The organism is Cupriavidus taiwanensis, from assembly GCF_900249755.1.
Lineage (GTDB): Bacteria > Pseudomonadota > Gammaproteobacteria > Burkholderiales > Burkholderiaceae > Cupriavidus > Cupriavidus taiwanensis_D.
Window position 1 is genome coordinate 1,386,045 of the sequence record NZ_LT976854.1, and the last position, 16,782, is coordinate 1,402,826.

General features: G+C 66.8%; 17 protein-coding genes. 7 read left to right on the plus strand and 10 right to left on the minus strand.

The genetic code is table 11. The features are described from left to right. Positions 1-168: 168 nt before the first annotated feature. Together CBM2594_RS21935 and CBM2594_RS21940 are read right to left on the minus strand one after the other, a co-directional pair. A complete protein-coding gene (locus CBM2594_RS21935) occupies positions 169-888 on the minus strand; it encodes a GntR family transcriptional regulator (RefSeq protein ID WP_116358869.1) in 720 nt (239 codons plus the stop codon). Between the two features lie 266 nt (positions 889-1,154). Beyond that, complete coding sequence (locus tag CBM2594_RS21940) at positions 1,155-2,132, minus strand: 2-dehydropantoate 2-reductase (RefSeq protein ID WP_116358870.1); 978 nt, start codon at positions 2,130-2,132, stop codon at positions 1,155-1,157. 188 nt (positions 2,133-2,320) lie between these two features. On the opposite strand from CBM2594_RS21940, the gene CBM2594_RS21945 reads away from it, so the two are divergent. The 3 genes from CBM2594_RS21945 (at position 2,321) to CBM2594_RS21955 (ending at position 5,626) form a co-directional block, all read left to right on the plus strand. Then, a complete protein-coding gene (locus tag CBM2594_RS21945) occupies positions 2,321-3,085 on the plus strand; it encodes a TerC family protein (RefSeq protein WP_116358871.1) in 765 nt (254 codons plus the stop codon). 107 nt (positions 3,086-3,192) lie between these two features. Next, positions 3,193-4,806: a glucan biosynthesis protein gene (locus CBM2594_RS21950; RefSeq protein ID WP_116358872.1), complete on the plus strand. Its 1,614-nt coding sequence runs from the start codon at positions 3,193-3,195 to the stop codon at positions 4,804-4,806. Between the two features lie 127 nt (positions 4,807-4,933). Next, positions 4,934-5,626 (plus strand): GntR family transcriptional regulator, encoded by a 693-nt coding sequence (locus tag CBM2594_RS21955; RefSeq protein ID WP_116358873.1) that lies wholly within the window; start codon positions 4,934-4,936, stop codon positions 5,624-5,626. Positions 5,627-5,650: 24 nt separating this feature from the next. Here the strand turns inward: CBM2594_RS21955 and yedA are convergent, their stop codons facing one another. The 5 genes from yedA to CBM2594_RS21980 all read right to left on the minus strand — a co-directional run bounded on the left by yedA (position 5,651) and on the right by CBM2594_RS21980 (position 9,956). Beyond that, complete coding sequence (yedA, locus tag CBM2594_RS21960) at positions 5,651-6,526, minus strand: drug/metabolite exporter YedA (RefSeq protein WP_116358874.1); 876 nt, start codon at positions 6,524-6,526, stop codon at positions 5,651-5,653. A gap of 219 nt (positions 6,527-6,745) precedes the next feature. Next, on the minus strand, positions 6,746-6,931 hold the full coding sequence (locus CBM2594_RS21965) for a hypothetical protein (protein ID WP_116358875.1): 186 nt from the start codon (positions 6,929-6,931) through the stop codon (positions 6,746-6,748). A 166-nt stretch (positions 6,932-7,097) separates the two neighbouring features. Next, complete coding sequence (locus CBM2594_RS21970; protein WP_116358876.1) at positions 7,098-7,622, minus strand: hypothetical protein; 525 nt, start codon at positions 7,620-7,622, stop codon at positions 7,098-7,100. 10 nt (positions 7,623-7,632) lie between these two features. Next, positions 7,633-8,460, minus strand: coding sequence for a DUF2092 domain-containing protein (locus CBM2594_RS21975; RefSeq protein WP_116358877.1), 828 nt, complete (start codon positions 8,458-8,460; stop codon positions 7,633-7,635). Between the two features lie 503 nt (positions 8,461-8,963). Further along, positions 8,964-9,956: an oxidoreductase gene (locus CBM2594_RS21980; protein ID WP_116358879.1), complete on the minus strand. Its 993-nt coding sequence runs from the start codon at positions 9,954-9,956 to the stop codon at positions 8,964-8,966. Between the two features lie 348 nt (positions 9,957-10,304). Here CBM2594_RS21980 and CBM2594_RS21985 point away from each other — a divergent pair, with 348 nt between their 5' ends. Genes CBM2594_RS21985 through CBM2594_RS22000 form a run of 4 tightly spaced genes read left to right on the plus strand, consistent with a single transcriptional unit; the run spans position 10,305 to position 14,307 of the window. Then, the gene (locus CBM2594_RS21985; RefSeq protein WP_116358880.1) at positions 10,305-11,087 is read left to right on the plus strand and encodes an IclR family transcriptional regulator; all 783 of its coding nucleotides are present in this window, start codon (positions 10,305-10,307) and stop codon (positions 11,085-11,087) included. Continuing rightward, positions 11,084-11,899 carry an IclR family transcriptional regulator gene (locus CBM2594_RS21990; RefSeq protein WP_116358881.1) on the plus strand — a complete coding sequence of 272 codons (816 nt, stop codon included), beginning with the start codon at positions 11,084-11,086 and terminating at the stop codon, positions 11,897-11,899. Before CBM2594_RS21985 ends, CBM2594_RS21990 begins: the two co-directional genes overlap by 4 nt. A gap of 42 nt (positions 11,900-11,941) precedes the next feature. Continuing rightward, positions 11,942-13,132, plus strand: coding sequence for an acyl-CoA dehydrogenase family protein (locus CBM2594_RS21995; RefSeq protein WP_116358882.1), 1,191 nt, complete (start codon positions 11,942-11,944; stop codon positions 13,130-13,132). Between the two features lie 32 nt (positions 13,133-13,164). Further along, entirely contained in the window at positions 13,165-14,307 is a 1,143-nt protein-coding gene (locus tag CBM2594_RS22000) for an acyl-CoA dehydrogenase family protein (protein ID WP_232346711.1), read from the plus strand. Positions 14,308-14,424: 117 nt separating this feature from the next. On the opposite strand, the gene CBM2594_RS22005 is transcribed toward CBM2594_RS22000, so the two are convergent. The 3 genes from CBM2594_RS22005 to CBM2594_RS22015 all read right to left on the minus strand — a co-directional run bounded on the left by CBM2594_RS22005 (position 14,425) and on the right by CBM2594_RS22015 (position 16,668). Further along, entirely contained in the window at positions 14,425-14,730 is a 306-nt protein-coding gene (locus CBM2594_RS22005) for a tripartite tricarboxylate transporter substrate-binding protein (RefSeq protein WP_198048187.1), read from the minus strand. Between the two features lie 55 nt (positions 14,731-14,785). Beyond that, a complete protein-coding gene (locus CBM2594_RS22010) occupies positions 14,786-15,664 on the minus strand; it encodes a crotonase/enoyl-CoA hydratase family protein (protein ID WP_116358884.1) in 879 nt (292 codons plus the stop codon). A gap of 119 nt (positions 15,665-15,783) precedes the next feature. Beyond that, positions 15,784-16,668 (minus strand): SDR family NAD(P)-dependent oxidoreductase, encoded by an 885-nt coding sequence (locus tag CBM2594_RS22015; RefSeq protein WP_116359723.1) that lies wholly within the window; start codon positions 16,666-16,668, stop codon positions 15,784-15,786. Positions 16,669-16,782: the final 114 nt, after the last annotated feature.

The window sequence follows — 16,782 nt, forward strand, 5'->3', positions numbered from 1 at the left end:
ATAAGAGCGCGTTATTTCACCACCTGCATGGCATAAAGCCGGATCGCCGTTTTCACATTGATATATCACACACCATTTAGCGAAATGACGCGGCATAGCCCGATGCGGGCCCAAAAAGCAAAACGGCGGACCGAAGTCCGCCGTCTGCTGCGCCCTGCCCTGACCGTTTCAATCGAGGAAATCGCAGTGCTTCTCGACGTAGTCGGCAAGGTCCAGCGAATGCTGCCGCACCAGCCGCTCCGCCAGTTCGGTATCCCGCTTCTCCAGCGCCTCGATGATGCGCAGGTGATCGACGATCGAGCGCGCCGCACGGTCGCTCTGCGAGATGGTCATCTTCCGGATCGCGCGCACGTGGATAAAGATATTGCGGATCGTGTCCATGATGATCTGCGACTTGGACAGCTGCACGATCGCCTGGTGGAACGCGATATTGGCGTCGGAATACTCTTCGATATGCTCGGCCGGGGTGGAGTCGCGGAAGCTGTCGAACATGCTGCGCAGCTGCGCGATCTCGGCATCGGTGGCGTTCTCGGTGGCCAGCCGTGCCGCCATGCTTTCCAGCGCGGCCCACATCTGGATCATCTCGACGATCTCGCGCTTGGTCTTGCGCATGATGTAGATGCCCCGCCGCGGCACGGTGCGCAGGAAGCCTTCCTGCTCCAGCAGCGTCATGGCCTCGCGGATCGGCGTGCGGCTCACGCCCATGGCCTCGCTCAGCACCCGCTCATCCAGCCGGATCTCGTCGCGCGACTGGTAGATGTCGGCGTCGGCGATGGCCTGCCGCAACATGGCGTAGGCCTGGTCGCGCAGGCTGGCGCCGGCGTTGATCGGTTGTACCGACAGGGCCAGCCCGTTGGGCTGGACGATGGATTGGCTTTGCGCAGACATGAATGTGCTCGTGTGAGACCGGCGGCCGGGCGGCCGGAATGGCAGCCCTCCGCATTGCTGCACAGCTTAGCAAAAACGCCTGACCCATTATGAAATCGCATCAAACGATGCGCAGTCCACATGCATCGGCACAAAAGCGGTGCGCGGCCTGTCGTATATGGTATATCACAATCGCCCTGCCTTACGACTTCGCGAGCCGGGCAAGCACGCCGCATGCCCGGCTCGCGCCTCCGGGGACGCCCGACCCGGTGGCGTCCCCCTGCTCCTCAGGCGGCAAGCTTCGCCATCGCGTCGCGCTGCTTGATCAGCCCCAACACGGCGTCGCACATCGGCGTCGGCTCGCCCACGAGCCGGCCCATTTCCTGCACCACCGTCAGCAGCGGGTCGATTTCCATGGCGCGCCCCGCCTCCAGGTCCTGCAGCATCGAGGTCTTGTGCGCACCCACGGCGCCGGCGCCGTCGATGCGCCGCTCCACGTCGACCCGGAACTTCACGCCGAAGCGTTCTGCGATGCCCTGCGCCTCCACCATCATCTGGCGCGACAGCGCGCGCGTGGCGGGGTCGGCGGTGATGACGTCCAGCGTAGCGTGGGTCAGCGCGCTGATCGGGTTGAAGCACAGGTTGCCCCACAGCTTGAGCCAGATCTCGTCACGGATGTTGTCGCGCACGGGGGCGTCGAGGTCGGCGGCCATCATCATTTCGCTGAGCCGGGTCACGCGGGCAGAGCGGCTGCCGTCAGGCTCGCCCAGTGGAAACTTCTTGCCGTAAACATGCTTGATCACGCCCGGCGCAACGATCTCGGCGGCCGGATAGACCACGCAGCCGATGGCGCGCTCCGGCCCGAGGCGCTGCCACTGGCGCCCGCCGGGATCGACGCTCTCCAGCGTGCGCCCGGCCAGGTCGCCGCCGTGCTTGTAGAAATACCAGTAAGGAATGCCGTTGACGCCGGTCACGATCGCGGTGTCCGGCCCCAGCAGCGGCTGCATCTGGTCCACCACGCCGGGCACCGAATGCGCCTTGAGGGTGATGAACACATAGTCCTGGTGCCCGAGTTCGCGTGGATCGCTGGTGCAGCGCACCTGCGCCACCCGCTCGTCGCCGTCGATCAGCAGCTTGACGCCGTGCTCCTGCATCGCCGCAAGGTGGGGGCCGCGCGCGACGAAGCTGACCTCGGCCCCCGCACGCGCCAGCTGCGCCCCGACATAGCCGCCGATGGCACCGGCGCCGTAGATACAGACTTTCATATGCTGCCTCCTTGATGGCTCGATTGGATCTTTTGATATATCACATACTATATTCCATGCCAGTACATAGCAACCTGCATCGCCGCCCCGTCGAACCCGCCTTTATCTTTCTGTGTCAGGCTGCGCGGCCAAGCGACGCTGCGCTAACATGAAGCCTGCATGCGCCCTCCCATCCCTTCGGAGCCCTCATGGAAGCGTCGTTGGCATTGCTGCAGGACCCCGCCGCGTGGGCGGCACTGGCCACGCTGGTGGCCATGGAAATCGTGCTGGGGATCGACAACCTGATCTTTATCTCGATCCTGACCAACAAGCTGCCCATCGAGATGCGGGAGAAAGCCCGCAAGATCGGCATCAGCCTGGCACTGCTGATGCGCCTGGGCCTGCTGGCGACCATCGCCTTCATCGTCACGCTGACCCAGCCGCTGTTCACCGTGCTGGGCCACGGCCTGTCGTGGCGCGACCTGATCCTGATCGGCGGCGGCGCGTTCCTGGTCTGGAAGGCCACGCGCGAAATCCACCACCACGTCACCGCCGCCGAAGAAGGCGAGGAAGGCGGCACCGGCAAGGCGGTGCAGAGCTTTGCTTCGGCCATCGGCCAGATCCTGGTGCTGGACCTGGTGTTCTCGATCGACAGCATCATCACCGCGGTCGGCATGACCGAGCATGTGCAGATCATGTTCGTGGCCGTCATCGCCGCGGTGATGGCGATGCTGTTCGCGGCGACGCCGCTGGCCAACTTCATCAACCGCAACCCCACCATCGTGATGCTGGCGCTGGCCTTCCTGATGATGATCGGCATGACGCTGATCGCCGAAGGCCTCGGCACGCACGTGCCCAAGGGCTACATCTATACGGCGATGGCGTTCTCGGCCGCGGTCGAGGGCCTGAACATGCTGGCGCGGCAGCGGCGCCGGCAACGCCGCGCAGGACGAGAGGCGGGCGAGCTGCAATGAGGCGCGGCAGCCACGCGCTGTAACAGAGGGTGTCCGAACTTTTCCGCGGCGCCGGCGTCTTTTACAGTTCTGCACAATCCCGGACAATAAAAGGACGCTTTCACCACATGATGAACCGCCGAACCCTGCTGGTCTCCGCCACCGCCTCTGCCGCCCTTGCCGCGCTCGGCATTACCCCATCGGTGCTGGCAGCCGGCCGGATCAAGCTAGGCGAGGCCCAGCCGTTCGGCTTCGACGCCCTGATCGAGCGCGCCCGCGCGCTGGCTGGCAAGCCTTACGCGCCGCCGCCCGCGCCGCCCGCGGACGTGCTGTCGCGCATCGACTACGACGCCCACGGCAAGATCCGCTTCCGCACCGAGGACGCGCTCTTTGCCAGCGGTCCCGGCCAGTTCCCGGTCACGTTCTTCCACCTCGGCACCTATTTCCGCTCGCCGGTGCGCATGCATGTGATCGAACGCGCCAAGGGCGGCACCGGCAAGGCCCGCGAGATCGTCTATGACGATGCCTACTTCGACATGCCGGCCGACAGCCCCGCGCACAAGCTGCCGCCGGGCAGCGGCTTTGCCGGCTTCCGCTTCCAGGAAAGCCGCCTGGGCGACCAGAAGACCCGCGACTGGCGCAAGAACGACTGGGTCGCCTTCCTCGGCGCCTCGTATTTCCGCGCCATCGGCGAGCTGTACCAGTACGGCCTGTCCGCGCGCGGCATCGCCATCGACGTGGCGGAGGCGGGCAAGCAGGAAGAATTCCCCGCCTTCACCCACTTCTGGTTCGAAACCCCCGAGGGCAACAGCGACACCGTCACGGTCTACGCGCTGCTCGATGGGCCCAGCATCTCCGGCGCCTACCGCTTCGTCATGCAGCGTGGCAAGGCCGTGATCATGGACGTGGAGTGCGTGCTGTTCCTGCGCAAGGACGTGGCGCGGCTGGGGCTGGCGCCGCTGACGTCGATGTACTGGTTCTCGGAAAGCATCAAGGGCACCGCGGTCGACTGGCGCCCCGAAGTGCATGACTCCGACGGCCTGGCGCTGTGGAATGGCGCCGGCGAGCATATCTGGCGCCCGCTGAACAACCCGCCGCAGACCACGGCTTCGGCCTTCTCCGACGACAACCCCAAGGGCTTCGGGCTGCTGCAGCGCGACCGCCTGTTCGACCACTACCAGGACGGCGTCAACTATGACCGCCGTCCCAGCCTGTGGGTCGAGCCGCGCGACGGCTGGGGCGCGGGTTCGGTGCAGCTGGTGGAGCTGCGCACCGACGACGAGATCCACGACAACATCGTCGCCATGTGGGTGCCCAAGGCGCCGGCCAAGGCCGGCAACACCTACCGCCTGCGCTACCGGCTGCACTGGGCCGCCGACGAGCCCTACCCGTCGCCGCTGGCGCGCTGCGTGGCCACGCGGCTGGGCAATGGCGGCCAGCCCGGCCAGCCGCGGCCCAAGGGCGTGCGCAAGTTCATGGTCGAGTTCAAGGGCGCGCCGCTGGAGAAGCTGCCCTTCGGCGTCAAACCCGAAGCGGTGCTGACCGCCTCGCGCGGCACCTTTTCCTATGTCTTCACCGAAGCCGTGCCCAACGGCGTGGCCGGGCACTGGCGCGCCCAGTTCGACCTGACCACCGAAGGCACCCAGCCGGTCGACGTGCGCCTGTTCCTGCGGCTGAACGGCAAGCCGCTGTCGGAGACCTGGCTGTACCAGTACCACCCGTTCCAGTCGCCGGCGGGCTGACGCCCCGGCCCGCGGGGCTGGCGCCGCGCCGGCCCCTTTACACCTTATTGCGACGCGGTGATGTCAGGCGTGCGCGAGCGGGTATGATGGCTGGCTACGACAGTTCCACTGCATCCGCCAGCCTCACATGATTTCTCAAGAGTTCGCCGGCGCCGCCGAGAGCGGCCAGGCTGCATCGCTCCCGCGCTCGGAGCGCGCCTACCAGCAGCTGCGCGCCGCCATCCAGGCCGGCCAGCTTTCCCCCGGCACCCGGCTGCGCGAGGTGGAACTGGCCGAATCGCTGGGCTTGTCGCGCACGCCGGTGCGTGAAGCGCTGTCCAGGCTGGAATCCGAGGGCCTGGTCGTCAACGAGCCCAACCGCGGCATGATGGTGACGCAGCTCGACGCCAGCATGGTCAGCGAGCTGTACGTGATGCGCGAAGTGCTCGAAGGCACCGCCGCCGCGCTGGCCGCGCGCCATGCCACCGATGTCGAGATCTCGCTGCTGCGCGATATCGTCGAGCGCGACCTCGCCATCGCCGACGACCCCGACCGGCTCGCGCTGAACAACCGGCTGTTCCATGAAACCCTGCACCGCTGCGCCCACAACCGCTACCTGCTGAAGACGCTGCGCTCGCTGCATGAGTCGATGGCGCTGCTCGGGCGCACCACGCTGGCGGTGCCGGGACGCGCGCGCAGCTCGTACGAAGAACATATCTCGCTGGTGGAAGCGCTGGAACAGCGCGACCCGGCGCTGGCCGAGCAGATCGCGCGCCGGCATATCCAGCAGGCCTACAAGGTGCGGTTGTCGCTGTGGATCCAGGAACAGTCGGGGAGCTGAGGCCCGCCCAACCGCGCGGCGCCCTCAGGCCGCCTGGGTCCGCGCCGTGCGCAGCGTGCCCAGGCTCAGCACGACGAGCGCCGCCAGGATCAGCACCACCGCCCCCAGCGTCTGCGGCGCGATCTGCTCGCCGCCCAGCCATGCGCCCATGGCCAGCGCCACCGGCGGGTTCACGTAGACATAGCTTGCCGCCAGCGTCTGGCTGACCGTCGAAACCAGGTACATGTAAGCCGAGAACGCCACCAGCGATCCCGCCACCACCAGGTAGACCCAGGCCCAGCCGGCCTGCGCGCTGACCGAAGACGGCCACGGCTCCTGCTTCAGCAACGACAGCGCCATCAGCACCGCGCCGCCGATCACCATCTCCGCCGCAAACGCCGCCGCGCCGGGCGGCAGGTCCAGCCGGCGCGCCAGCTGCGAGCCGAACGACCAGCTTGCCACCGCCAGCAGCAGCGCCACCACACCGCCGGTACTGACCCGGAACTCCGCGCCCGCGGTCAGCACCAGGATGCCCGCGCTGCCGATCGCGATCGCCACATACTCATACCACTTCGGCCGGTTGCCGAAGCACGCCCCCCAGATCAGCGCGAAGATCGGCATCGACCCGATCATCACCGTCGTGGCGCCAGAGGAAATGGTCTGCTCGGCAATCGCAGTCAGACCCATGCCGCCCACCAGCAGAAACAACGCCGGCACCGCGCAATGGCGCAGCTGCCGCGCCGACGGCATCGGCGTGCCCCGCCATGCCAGCCACGCGGCCAGCAGCAGGCCCGCGCACAGGAAGCGCGTGCCCATCATGAACAGCGGCGGAAAGCTCTCCAGCGTAAAGCGGATCGCCAGGTAGGTCGTGCCCCAGACCACATAGGTGATCAACAGGCACAGCAGGACAAGCGGGGACATGGGGCGGACGGTGTTCGGTGAAGGCATTGAAGATAGCCGTGACCGCCGCCGCGGCAAAACGAAAAGCGCTGGCAAGCTTTGTGAGAGTTACTCACAAAGCACCCCAACGTCCGCAGGCAAAACAAAACCGGCCGCGTTTCACCCGGGCGGGCGCACGTATGGCCGGTTCTTCAACGCAGCCCTGACGGGCCGCAACTACCGTACTGCCGTTGCCAGCAATCAGCCGTTGGCGTAGACCACCTTGGCCTTGCGGGCCTGGGTCTGCAGGCGCTCGATCACCGACTGCACGGCGGCGATGGCGCGCTTGACGTCGTGGGCAAAGCCCAGGCTTTGGGTGCCGAGCTCGCGCTCGATGAGTTGGCGTTCCAGTTGATCGGTCAGCTTGATATCGGATTGAGTGTTCATGGCGTCCTTCCTTTCGGGATTACCCTTATGGGGTTTTCCCTGATTGTAGCAAAGGAATTGTCGCAATGCAGCATTAGGTGAAAGTACGTATGCCGGAACACCACAAAATCGCTGGTCGAGGGCACGACGGATCACAAGACACCAGACGCGAGAAACGCCGCCGTTACTAATACGGCGCATTCACCACGACATACTGCGCGCCCTGCGGCTGGTACCAGGTCCCGCCGCATTGCTGGTACACCATGCCGCCATAGTTGACCGGCACACAGTTCGGCGGCACTGAACGCACCATCGACCCCACCACTGCCGAGGTCACGGCGACGGTCGCGGTGACGGCGGCTGCCGTCGCTATCGGGTGATAGTCGTTGTCCCAGCCACCGTGACAGCAGCCGCCTTCGACGTTCACGTTCACATTGCGGTTCGAGTTGACGTTGACATTGCGGTTGGCCTGCACACTGTTGACGCTGGTACTGCGTACATTGTTGGTGCGCGCATCCGCTCGCTGGTTGTTGACATGGCGGCCGCCAGCCGCGACGCCACCAGCCCCGCCACCGTGCGCCGCGGCGCGGGCGCCGCCTCCGTGCCCCCCACCGCCTCCAGGTCGTGCCTCAGCAGTGGGCATGCAGAGGGCGCTCGCCAGTCCGACGGCGGCGACACACCGGGCGCAGTGCTTTGCGAGGGAATGTCTCATGGCACCTCCTTCACTGGGTTTTCAGGGGCACGAACTCTGCCAAGGTGGCCCCGGCAGGCGCCGTAAACGTAAAGGCCGATTCCGCCAGGCGCGGCGTGAGATTCCAGCGGATCAATGTCAGCGACTGCGGCCGCGCCTCATCGGTGCGGTTCGTGATCACAAGCTTGCGCGGTAGCGGACGGGACCCGGTGGCGATCCAGACCTGCCAGTCGATATCGCCCTGGCGGAAGGCATAGTGATCGCAGAGCGTGCCTTCGACGATGTCCTGGCCGGCATTCATTGCCGAACTGATGCTGTCCAGCGGTGCGCGGGGGGTTCCCCAGAGGAACAGGTCGGCCATGGGAATTTCCACGCCAAAGCGCTGCCGCAGGCGTTCGACCAGTTCGGCGAGATTGCCGTTGAATGGCGCCCTGGAGTAATACTTCTGCTCCGGCATGTACATGACGACGGTCTTGCCGTCGTACATCAGGTCGCGCGCCGAGCGCGCGCTGCGCATCTGCGCGCGCAGCTTGTCCGGCCGCTGCACGTCCAGTTTCGCGCTGGCCGTGTGCAGCAGCTTTTGTCCATCCGTGAGCACCCGTTCGCCGGACACATCTGCCACGACCTGGAACTGCTTCAGTGTCTGCAGGTAGCTGCCCATGTCGCGCAGCGCCTGGACCGCGGCGGGGTCCACCGGGTTCGCCACGGTTTTCGCCGCGGGTGCTGCCTGGCTGGCAGGCGCAGGTGTACCTGGGCCAGGCGGCGCCGTGCTGACGGTACGGGGCTCGGCAGCCGGCGGTGCCGTGCCGCACGCCGCCAGAGAAAACGCCATCAAGCTCACGATCGCGATGCGCACCATGTGGGACCTCCCGGGGGCTGAATAGCGGCAACGCCGATGCGGTCCCCGTTCGGGGAATGCACCGGCGGTGATTGCAAGGCATCCATTCATGCTTGCAGCGACGCGGGTGTGGGGGAAGTGAATCTTTTCGACAACCGATCTAACCGGATTTGACGTGCAAAGGAAGGCCGTCGTCGCGGATTGGTCACTTCGCGCTCCGCACTGCTTCGGCGATCGTCTACAGCTTCCAACCCCCGGGCCGCAACTCGGCGCCGATATCTGGCGGCCTGCGGCCGTCACGGGGCAGCCCGGCAAGATGAGCAAATACGGTGCTGCCGCTTTCCATGGCCGGCCAGAAAAACATGGTTGGCGTGACGGCGGGCGTGCGCCAGGTGTTCTAAGGGTACGCAGCCTGCCGATGCAGGGACGACGGCGGGACTGCGCGCGATGGCGCCAGCCCGCCTCTGGCGCGAGCGGAGTCGGAGTCATCACCGTCCGCGACGCGCACCGCCGGCTGAACGAGATCAGTCAGCCATGCGGACCACCACCCTGCCGCGCGTGCCGCGCGACAGCATCCGGTCCATCGCCTCGGGAAGCTCCTGCAGCCCGATGACCTGGCCGATGCTGGCGAGCCTGCGCGGACGATACTCCGCCGCCAGCTTGGCCCAGACCCGCTGGCGCAGCGCCATCGGGCTGTTGGCATTGATGCCGAGCAGGCGCACGCCGCGCAGGATGAAGGGGAGCACGGTGGCATCCAGTTCCGGACCGGCCGCATTGCCAAAGCTCGCGATCACGCCATCCGGCTGCATCGTGCGCAGCAGCCAGGCCAGCACCGGACCGCCGACGGCGTCCACGGCCCCGGCCCAGCGCGCGGTCTCCAGGGGCTTGCCGCGTTGCGCCGCGACCTCCGGCGCGATCACGCTGCTCGCACCAAGCTCGCGCAGGTAGGTGTGCTCCCCCTCCTTGCCGCTCATGGCGCAAACCTCATAGCCGCGAGTGCTGAGGATATCGACGGCAACGCTGCCGACGCCGCCGGAGGCGCCGCTTACCAGAACCGGCCCGTGGTCCGGCGCCAGGCCGTTGTGTTCCATCCAGTGCAGGGCCAGCGCGGCGGTGTAGCCGGCCACGCCGAGGGTGCTGGCTTCGAGCAGGGTCAGGCCGGCGGGAAGCGGCATCACCCAGTCGGCGCGCACGCGGGCGTATTGCGCATGGCCACCGTCATGATCGACGCCGATGCCAAAGCCATGCACGATCACCGCATCGCCCTCGCGAAAGCGCGGATCGTCCGACGCCGCGACGTGGCCCGCGAGGTCGATGCCGCCCGTGCGCGGATACTGCCGGATGATCGCGTTGCGGCCGGCAGCCGCCAGCGCGTCCTTGTAATTGACACTGGAGTACGCAACGCGGATCAGCACCTCGCCGGGCGGCAAGTCGGCGAAGGTGAGCTCGGTGATGCGGCCGTCGGGGCGCGCGCCGGTGTCCCTGGCATGCAGGCGGTAGGCGAGGAAACGCGTCATGATGGCCCGCCGTTATTGCGCTGCCAGCGCCATCGTGCAGCTGGCGAGCGCAAGTTGATCCATGCCGGTATTCCACGTACAGGCGGAACAGCCGGCGGTCACAGCATCGACACTTGCTCCCGCAAGCGCCGATATGGCGCCAAGCGCCAGGGAAAACCCTCGCTCTCTGGTCATGGTTCTTACTCCTTGAAGCCGCCGCTGCGGCGCAGCGTTGGGGCAGGTTCAGGCTATCAAGAGGAAGCAGGAACATGGGCCTGTGTTTCGATATCTTGAACGACACCCTGACGCAAAGCGCGCTCCCGGCGCTATGATGAATTCCGACATCAACGTACGTGCCGGATACGGCTTATGTCTGCGCGCCCCCACCATCCAGACCCAGATTTCGCCACGACGCTTGCGCACGGCCTCGCCTTGCTGCAGTGCTTCGGCCTTGGCGACGGCGCGCTCAGCAACAAGGCGCTGTCGGATCGCACCGGCCTGTCCAAGGCGACGGTCAGCCGGCTGACCTACACGCTGGCCGCGCGGGGCCTGTTGCTGTACGACGCCGACCTGCGCCGCTACCGGCTTGGCTCGACCGCGCTGTCGCTAGGCTATCCGCTGCTCGCCAGCCTGACCGTGCGCCAGCTGGCCCGGCCACGCATGGCGCAGCTGGCCGACCGCGTCGGCGGCTCGGTATCGCTCGGCATGCGCGACGGCACCCGGATGGTGTACGTGGAAACCAGCAGGGGCCATGAATCGAGCGGATTCCGCCCCGATATCGGCGGCGCGCTGCCGATGCTGGCGACTGCGATGGGACGCGCGTGGCTGTGCCAGGCACCGGCGGCGCTGCGCGACGACGTGATCGCTGCCATCCGCAAGGAAGCACCGGACCAGTGGACGCGCCACAAGGAAGCGCTGGCGCTGTCCAGCGAGACCTTTGCGGCCCATGGCTACTGCGTCTGCGAGGCCAGCTGGCTGCAGGACGTCCATGGCGTTGCCGTGCCCCTGCGCGTCGAGACCGAGGGGGAGTTCCTGGTCTTCAACTGCGGCGTCCCGCGCGCCCGCATGACGCCGCGCAAGCTCGAGCGCGAGATGGGGCCGCTGCTGGTGCGCATGGTGCGCGAGATCGAATCGGAGATGGCGGCGCCATGACTGCACGCCCCGAACTTCCCGGCTTCGCCGACGACGACGCCGGCCAGGCGCGCGACCCGCAGTTCGCGACCACGCTGGCGCGCGGCATCGACATCCTGCTTGCCTACCGCGTGGGCGAATCCCTGCTGGGCAACAAGGACTTCGCCGAGCGCACCGGCCTGTCCCGGCCGACCGTGGCACGCCTGACGCACACGCTGACCACGCTCGGCTACCTGCGCCGCGACGCCGCGCAAGGCAAGTACCGGCTGGGCGCCGCGGTGCTGACGGCCGGTTATTCGCTGCTGGCAGGCATGCACGTGCGCCAGATCGCCCAACCGCTGATGAAAGCGCTGGCGAACGAGCTTGGCGGTGCGGTATCCCTGGGCCTCCGCGACCGCATCAGCATGGTCTACGTGGAAACCGCACGCTCCACCGACCGGCTCCGCTACACGCCGGATATCGGCGCGACGCTGCCGATCCTGACCACCGCAATAGGCCGCGCCTGGCTCTGCCGCGCACCCGTGCGCGAACGCGACGAGACCCTCAACCGCCTGAAGCTGGCCGACCCCGAAGGCTATGCGCGCTTTGCCGCGCAGTTTGCGCGCATCCGCGGCGCTCTCGAGCAGAACGGGTTCTGCAGTTGCCGCGCAGAGTGGCGCGAGGACGTCTACGCCTTCGCCGTGCCGCTGTCGCGCGCGCTCGACGGGCGGCTGTTCGTCGTCAATTGCGCCATCCCCGCGCAGCAGAAGACGTTTTCCGCCCTGGAACGCGAGGCAGCGCCACGACTGGTCGCGCTTGTGCAAGAGCTGGAAGCACGGCTCGGCATGCGCTAGCACCGCCACCCATTCCGATAGCCGCAGCAACGAGGAGATAGTTTGGAAGACCTGACTGAATTCCGCCAGGAAACAAGGGCCTGGCTTGAGGCGAACTGCCCGCCGGAAATGCGTGAGCCGATGCGCAGCGACGAAGACCTCTGCTGGGGCGGACGCAAGTTCCGCTTCCAGTCCGAGGCGCAACGCCAGTGGCTGGTGCGCATGGCAGAGCGTGGCTGGACCGTGCCCGAATGGCCGCACGAATACGGCGGCGGCGGCCTCACCCGCGCCCAGGCGCAGGTGCTGCGCGAGGAAATGGCCGCGCTCAACTGCCGCGCGCCGCTGAAGAGCTTCGGCATCTCGATGCTCGGCCCGGCCCTGCTCAAGTACGGCACCGAAGCGCAGAAGCGCGAGCACTTGCCGTGCATCGCGCGCGGCGAGATACGCTGGTGCCAGGGCTACTCCGAACCCAACGCCGGCTCCGACCTGGCTGCCCTGCAGACCCGTGCCGACGACCTGGGCGACCACTTCCTGGTCAACGGCCAGAAGATCTGGACCTCTTACGCCGACAAGTCCGACTGGATCTTCTGCCTGGTGCGCACGGACTTTACCTCGCGCAAGCACACCGGCATCAGCTTCATCCTGTTCGACATGGAGACGCCCGGCGTACAGACGCGTCCGATCACGCTGATCTCCGGCAAGTCGCCGTTCTGCGAGACGTTCTTCGACAATGTGCGCGTGGCGAAATCCAACCTCGTCGGCGAGATCAATGCCGGTTGGGAGATCGCGAAATACCTGCTGACGCATGAGCGCGAGATGATCGGTGGCAATGCAGCGGGTGCCGTCGGCAGCACCGACCGGCCTCTTGGCGCCACGGCGGTGGCCGGCATCGGCCTGAATGCGCTCGGCGAACTGGACGATCCGATGCTGCGCGCGCAAGTTGCCAGCTTCGAGATCGACGAGGCGGCCTTCGCCTGCCTGCGCAGACGCGCGGCCGAACTGGCCGGACAAGGCGGGCTGGCCGCCTTCTCTTCGGTCCTGAAGTACTACGGCGCCGAGCTGAACAAGCGCCGCTACGAACTGCTGATGAGCGCCGGCGGCAGTGATGCCCTGGAATGGGAGGGCGCGCGCAGCAACGAAGGCAAGCTCGCGCGCGGCTGGTTGCGCACCAAGGCCAATTCGATCGAAGGCGGCACCACCGAGGTACAACTCAACATCATCGCCAAGCGCCTGCTTGGCCTGCCCCGCGCCTGAGCGGCGCGGGCGACAAGAAAGGAACAAAGGCAATGGCAATCGCATTGGTCTTGAACGACGAACAGGAAATGTTGCGCGACAGCGCGCTGGGGTTCCTGCGCGAGCAGGCGCCCACCGCGCAACTGCGCAAGCTGCGCGACAGCCGCGATGAGACCGGCTTCTCGCGCGACCTGTGGCGGCAGTTCGCCGAACTCGGCTTCGCTGGCGTGCTGGTGCCGGAAGCCTACGGCGGCAGTGGGCTCGGCATGGTCGAAGCCGGCATCATCATGGAAGCGATCGGCCGCACGCTGGCGGCAACACCGTTCTTCTCCACCTCCGTCGTCGCCGCTCATCTGATCGCGCGGCACGGCAGCGAAGCGCAGAAGCAGTCCCTCCTTCCGGGCATCGCCGCGGGCACCAGGCTGATGGCACTGGCGGTGGACGAGCATGCCCGCCATCAGCCGCGCCGGATGGCGCTGCGGGCCACGCGCACCGACAGTGATTTCGTGCTGGACGGCAACAAGCTGTTCGTGGTCGACGGCCACGTGGCCGACACCCTGATCGTGGCTGCCCGCATCGCCGGGGCGGATGACGTCGCCGGCATCGCATTGTTCCTGGTCGACCACGACACGCCCGGCATCCGCATCGAGCGGACCGCGATGGTCGACGCCCGCAACGCCGCGCGCATCGGCTTCGACAAGGTGCGCGTCGGCGCTGACGCATTGATTGCAGAGGCCGGCGCGGGCTGGGCGGCCCTGGAAGAAACGCTCGACGTAGCGCGCTCGGCACTGGCGGCCGAGCTGACGGGCATCGCCGACGAAGCCTTTGCCCGCACGCTGGCGTACCTGAAGGAACGCCGGCAGTTCGGTCGGATCATCGGCGAATACCAGGCACTGCAGCATCGCGCCGCGGCGCTGTTCACCGAGATCGAGCTGACCCGCGCGCTGGTGCTGCACTGCCAGCAGCAGCTGGACGGCGCCGCCGCCGACGCCCGCGCCACGGTGTCGGCCGCCAAGGCCCGGGCCGGTGCCACGGCAACGCTGGCGGTGCAGGAGGGTGTGCAGATGCATGGCGGCATCGGCATGACCGATGAACTCGATATCGGCCTGTATATGAAACGCGTCCGCACCGTCCAGGAGCTCTTTGGCGATACCCATTTCCACGGGGCCCGCTGGGCCGCGCTGAACGGCTATTGACAGAAACAGGCCGCAGGCGGAAACCGCCTGCGGCCTGTTTTTCCCGTGGTTTGGCGCGGCTATTGCGCCTTCGCGCCCGAGATCTTCACCATACGCTCGTCGGCCGGCTCCCGCAGGTCATGCACCGGCAGCGCGGGTGAAACCACGAGCAGGTTGCCGAAGGATCCGATCTGCGCGACCGGCTCGAAGCTCTTGAGCGAATCCAGCGCGAACGTAGAGCGACGGATTGACGACCATCGCTCCGGCGTAGGAAAACACCAGCGTGTGCCCGTCCGGCGCTGCATGGGCAACCGTCTCGCTGCCGATCATGCCGTTGGCGCCCGCTTTGTTCTCGATCACGAACGGCTTGCCGAACGCCTTGGACAACTGCTCGGCCAGTAGCCGGGCGAGGATGTCGGTGCCCCCCGCCGGCGGCCCCGGCACGATGAGACCCTGCGGATGACGTTCATCTCGTCGTCTCCTCGTTTTGTCCGGCGGCTCACTCGAAATCCGGTTCGCCCTGCCAGTCAAAGAAATCCGGCATCTGGGCCGACACCCGGTCCGGGAACTGCGCCGGACGCTTTTCCAAAAAGCTGGCGATGCCTTCCCTGGCATCCGCGGACTGGCCGCGCGACTGGATCGCGCGGCTGTCCATCTGGTGCGCCTCCATCGGATGCGCGGCCCCGGCCATGCGCCAGATCATCTGGCGGGTCACCGCCACAGACACGGGCGCCGCGTTGTCCGCGATCTCCCTGGCAATGGCATTAGCCGCCGGCAGCAGCGCCTCGGGTGCGTGCAGCGAGCGCACCAGCCCCCGTTCGAGCGCTTCCTGCGCGCCAAACACGCGCCCGGAATAGCACCACTCCAGCGCTGTCGACACGCCCACCACGCGCGGCAGGAACCATGATGACGCGGCCTCCGGGGTGATGCCGCGCCGGGCAAACACCAGCCCGAACTTGGCGTCGGCTGAGGCAATGCGAATATCCATCGGCAGCTGCATCGTGACGCCCACACCGACTGCGGCGCCATTCACTGCGGCAATGACCGGCTTCAGGCTGCGGAAGATGCGCACCGTCAGGCGGCCACCGTTGTCGCGCTTGATGGCGTCGCGCGCGGTGCCGTAGCGCTTCTCGTAGTCGAACGTGGCGCCGCCGGTGGAGAGATCGGCACCGGCGCAGAAGGCACGGCCGCTGCCGGTGACGATCACGGCGCGGACGTCGTCATCGGCGTCGGTGGCATCGAACGCTGCGATCAGTTCGTCGGCCATCCGCGGATTGAACGCGTTCATTTTTTCCGGCCGGTGCAGCGTAATGGTGGCAACGCCGTCGGACACGGCGTAGCGGATTGTCTCGAAAGTGGTGTGGGGTTGGGCGGTCATGACAGGAAGGGGCGAGTGAGTAGCTGCAGCGTAGCTCGTGGCCTTCCTGACTTGGAGGGTTGTTTTGATATCTTGAACGCTGTGATCTCAGCTGTTTCCAGGATATAAACCCAAAGGCATCAGACCAGTCTTGTTCCTGTCACGCGGGCCAGTTCGCCCAGCAGCCGGTCCTGAAATTTCGTGTCGTGGACGACGGCGTGCGGCTGCTGCAGCCGCTGGTGGTACCAATACCCTCCGCTGGTCAGCGCCCGCGGATCGTTGCTGGTCGCCAGCCACTCCTGGGTCAGGTGTCCCTGTCGAAGGTCGTCTGGCGCATTCGCGCCACCCATCTTGGTGGGAACCCAGCCGGGATCGACTGCGTTGCTGTACACGTCGGGCCACAGCCGCGCCACGGCTGCCGCCAGGGTGGTGATAAAAAGCTTGCTTTCCGAATAGGCAGCTGTCCCGCTACGCCCGGACCAGTCGATGCCGTCAAGACTAGCCCGGCCACCCTTGTGCATGCTGCTGCTCAGGTAGATCAGCCGCCTGGGCCGCCGGATCAGTGCCGTCAGCAGGTACGGCGCGACGACGTTCACGACCAGAACGCCGGGCCCGGACAGGATCCCCGCGTTATGAATCACGGCGTCCATCGTGCCAATGGCGTTGACCTGCCGGGCCAGGTCACGTGTCTGCGCCAGGTCGGAAAGATCGCCGATGGTTGCGATGGCACCCTGCTCCACAAGCTCCCTGACGGCGGGCAGCCGGGCCTGCGAGCGAACGTGCACCACCACCTCATGCCCGTCGCCGAGCAGCGTCCGCGCCGCGGCATGGCCGAGACCATCGGACGAGCCGGTGATGAAGATGCGGGACTTTCGTCCGGCGCTTCGTTGAGCGGGCGTCATGGCGGACCCTTTCGCGGGACTGGATGGGGATTGCGCCATCGCAGCAGCGACGGTCAGCAGCGGCGCCATGACCAGGCCAGCGCCCAGTTGCGCAGCGTTCAGAATGAGTTTGCGGCGGTCCATGCGCCTCCTGCCCAGCATGAAGTTATTGAAACAGGCGATGCATTCAAGTGTTGCCAGGTCATGCAGAGAGTCAAGGGGGCACCGGCAAGTGGATGCGCGCTGCCGGACGCACCG

Excerpts from the sequence above, each read along its gene's own strand:
- CBM2594_RS21950 (WP_116358872.1), top strand. The coding sequence starts at position 3,193 with ATGATGAACCGCCGAACCCTGCTGGTCTCCGCCACCGCCTCTGCCGCC.
- CBM2594_RS21975 (WP_116358877.1), bottom strand. The coding sequence starts at position 8,460 with ATGGTGCGCATCGCGATCGTGAGCTTGATGGCGTTTTCTCTGGCGGCG.
- yedA (WP_116358874.1), bottom strand. The coding sequence starts at position 6,526 with ATGTCCCCGCTTGTCCTGCTGTGCCTGTTGATCACCTATGTGGTCTGG.
- CBM2594_RS22015 (WP_116359723.1), bottom strand. The coding sequence starts at position 16,668 with ATGGACCGCCGCAAACTCATTCTGAACGCTGCGCAACTGGGCGCTGGC.
- CBM2594_RS21940 (WP_116358870.1), bottom strand. The coding sequence starts at position 2,132 with ATGAAAGTCTGTATCTACGGCGCCGGTGCCATCGGCGGCTATGTCGGG.
- CBM2594_RS21935 (WP_116358869.1), bottom strand. The coding sequence starts at position 888 with ATGTCTGCGCAAAGCCAATCCATCGTCCAGCCCAACGGGCTGGCCCTG.
- CBM2594_RS22000 (WP_232346711.1), top strand. The coding sequence starts at position 13,165 with ATGGCAATCGCATTGGTCTTGAACGACGAACAGGAAATGTTGCGCGAC.
- CBM2594_RS21970 (WP_116358876.1), bottom strand. The coding sequence starts at position 7,622 with ATGAGACATTCCCTCGCAAAGCACTGCGCCCGGTGTGTCGCCGCCGTC.
- CBM2594_RS21980 (WP_116358879.1), bottom strand. The coding sequence starts at position 9,956 with ATGACGCGTTTCCTCGCCTACCGCCTGCATGCCAGGGACACCGGCGCG.
- CBM2594_RS22010 (WP_116358884.1), bottom strand. The coding sequence starts at position 15,664 with ATGACCGCCCAACCCCACACCACTTTCGAGACAATCCGCTACGCCGTG.
- CBM2594_RS21965 (WP_116358875.1), bottom strand. The coding sequence starts at position 6,931 with ATGAACACTCAATCCGATATCAAGCTGACCGATCAACTGGAACGCCAA.
- CBM2594_RS21955 (WP_116358873.1), top strand. The coding sequence starts at position 4,934 with ATGATTTCTCAAGAGTTCGCCGGCGCCGCCGAGAGCGGCCAGGCTGCA.
- CBM2594_RS21945 (WP_116358871.1), top strand. The coding sequence starts at position 2,321 with ATGGAAGCGTCGTTGGCATTGCTGCAGGACCCCGCCGCGTGGGCGGCA.
- CBM2594_RS21990 (WP_116358881.1), top strand. The coding sequence starts at position 11,084 with ATGACTGCACGCCCCGAACTTCCCGGCTTCGCCGACGACGACGCCGGC.
- CBM2594_RS21985 (WP_116358880.1), top strand. The coding sequence starts at position 10,305 with ATGTCTGCGCGCCCCCACCATCCAGACCCAGATTTCGCCACGACGCTT.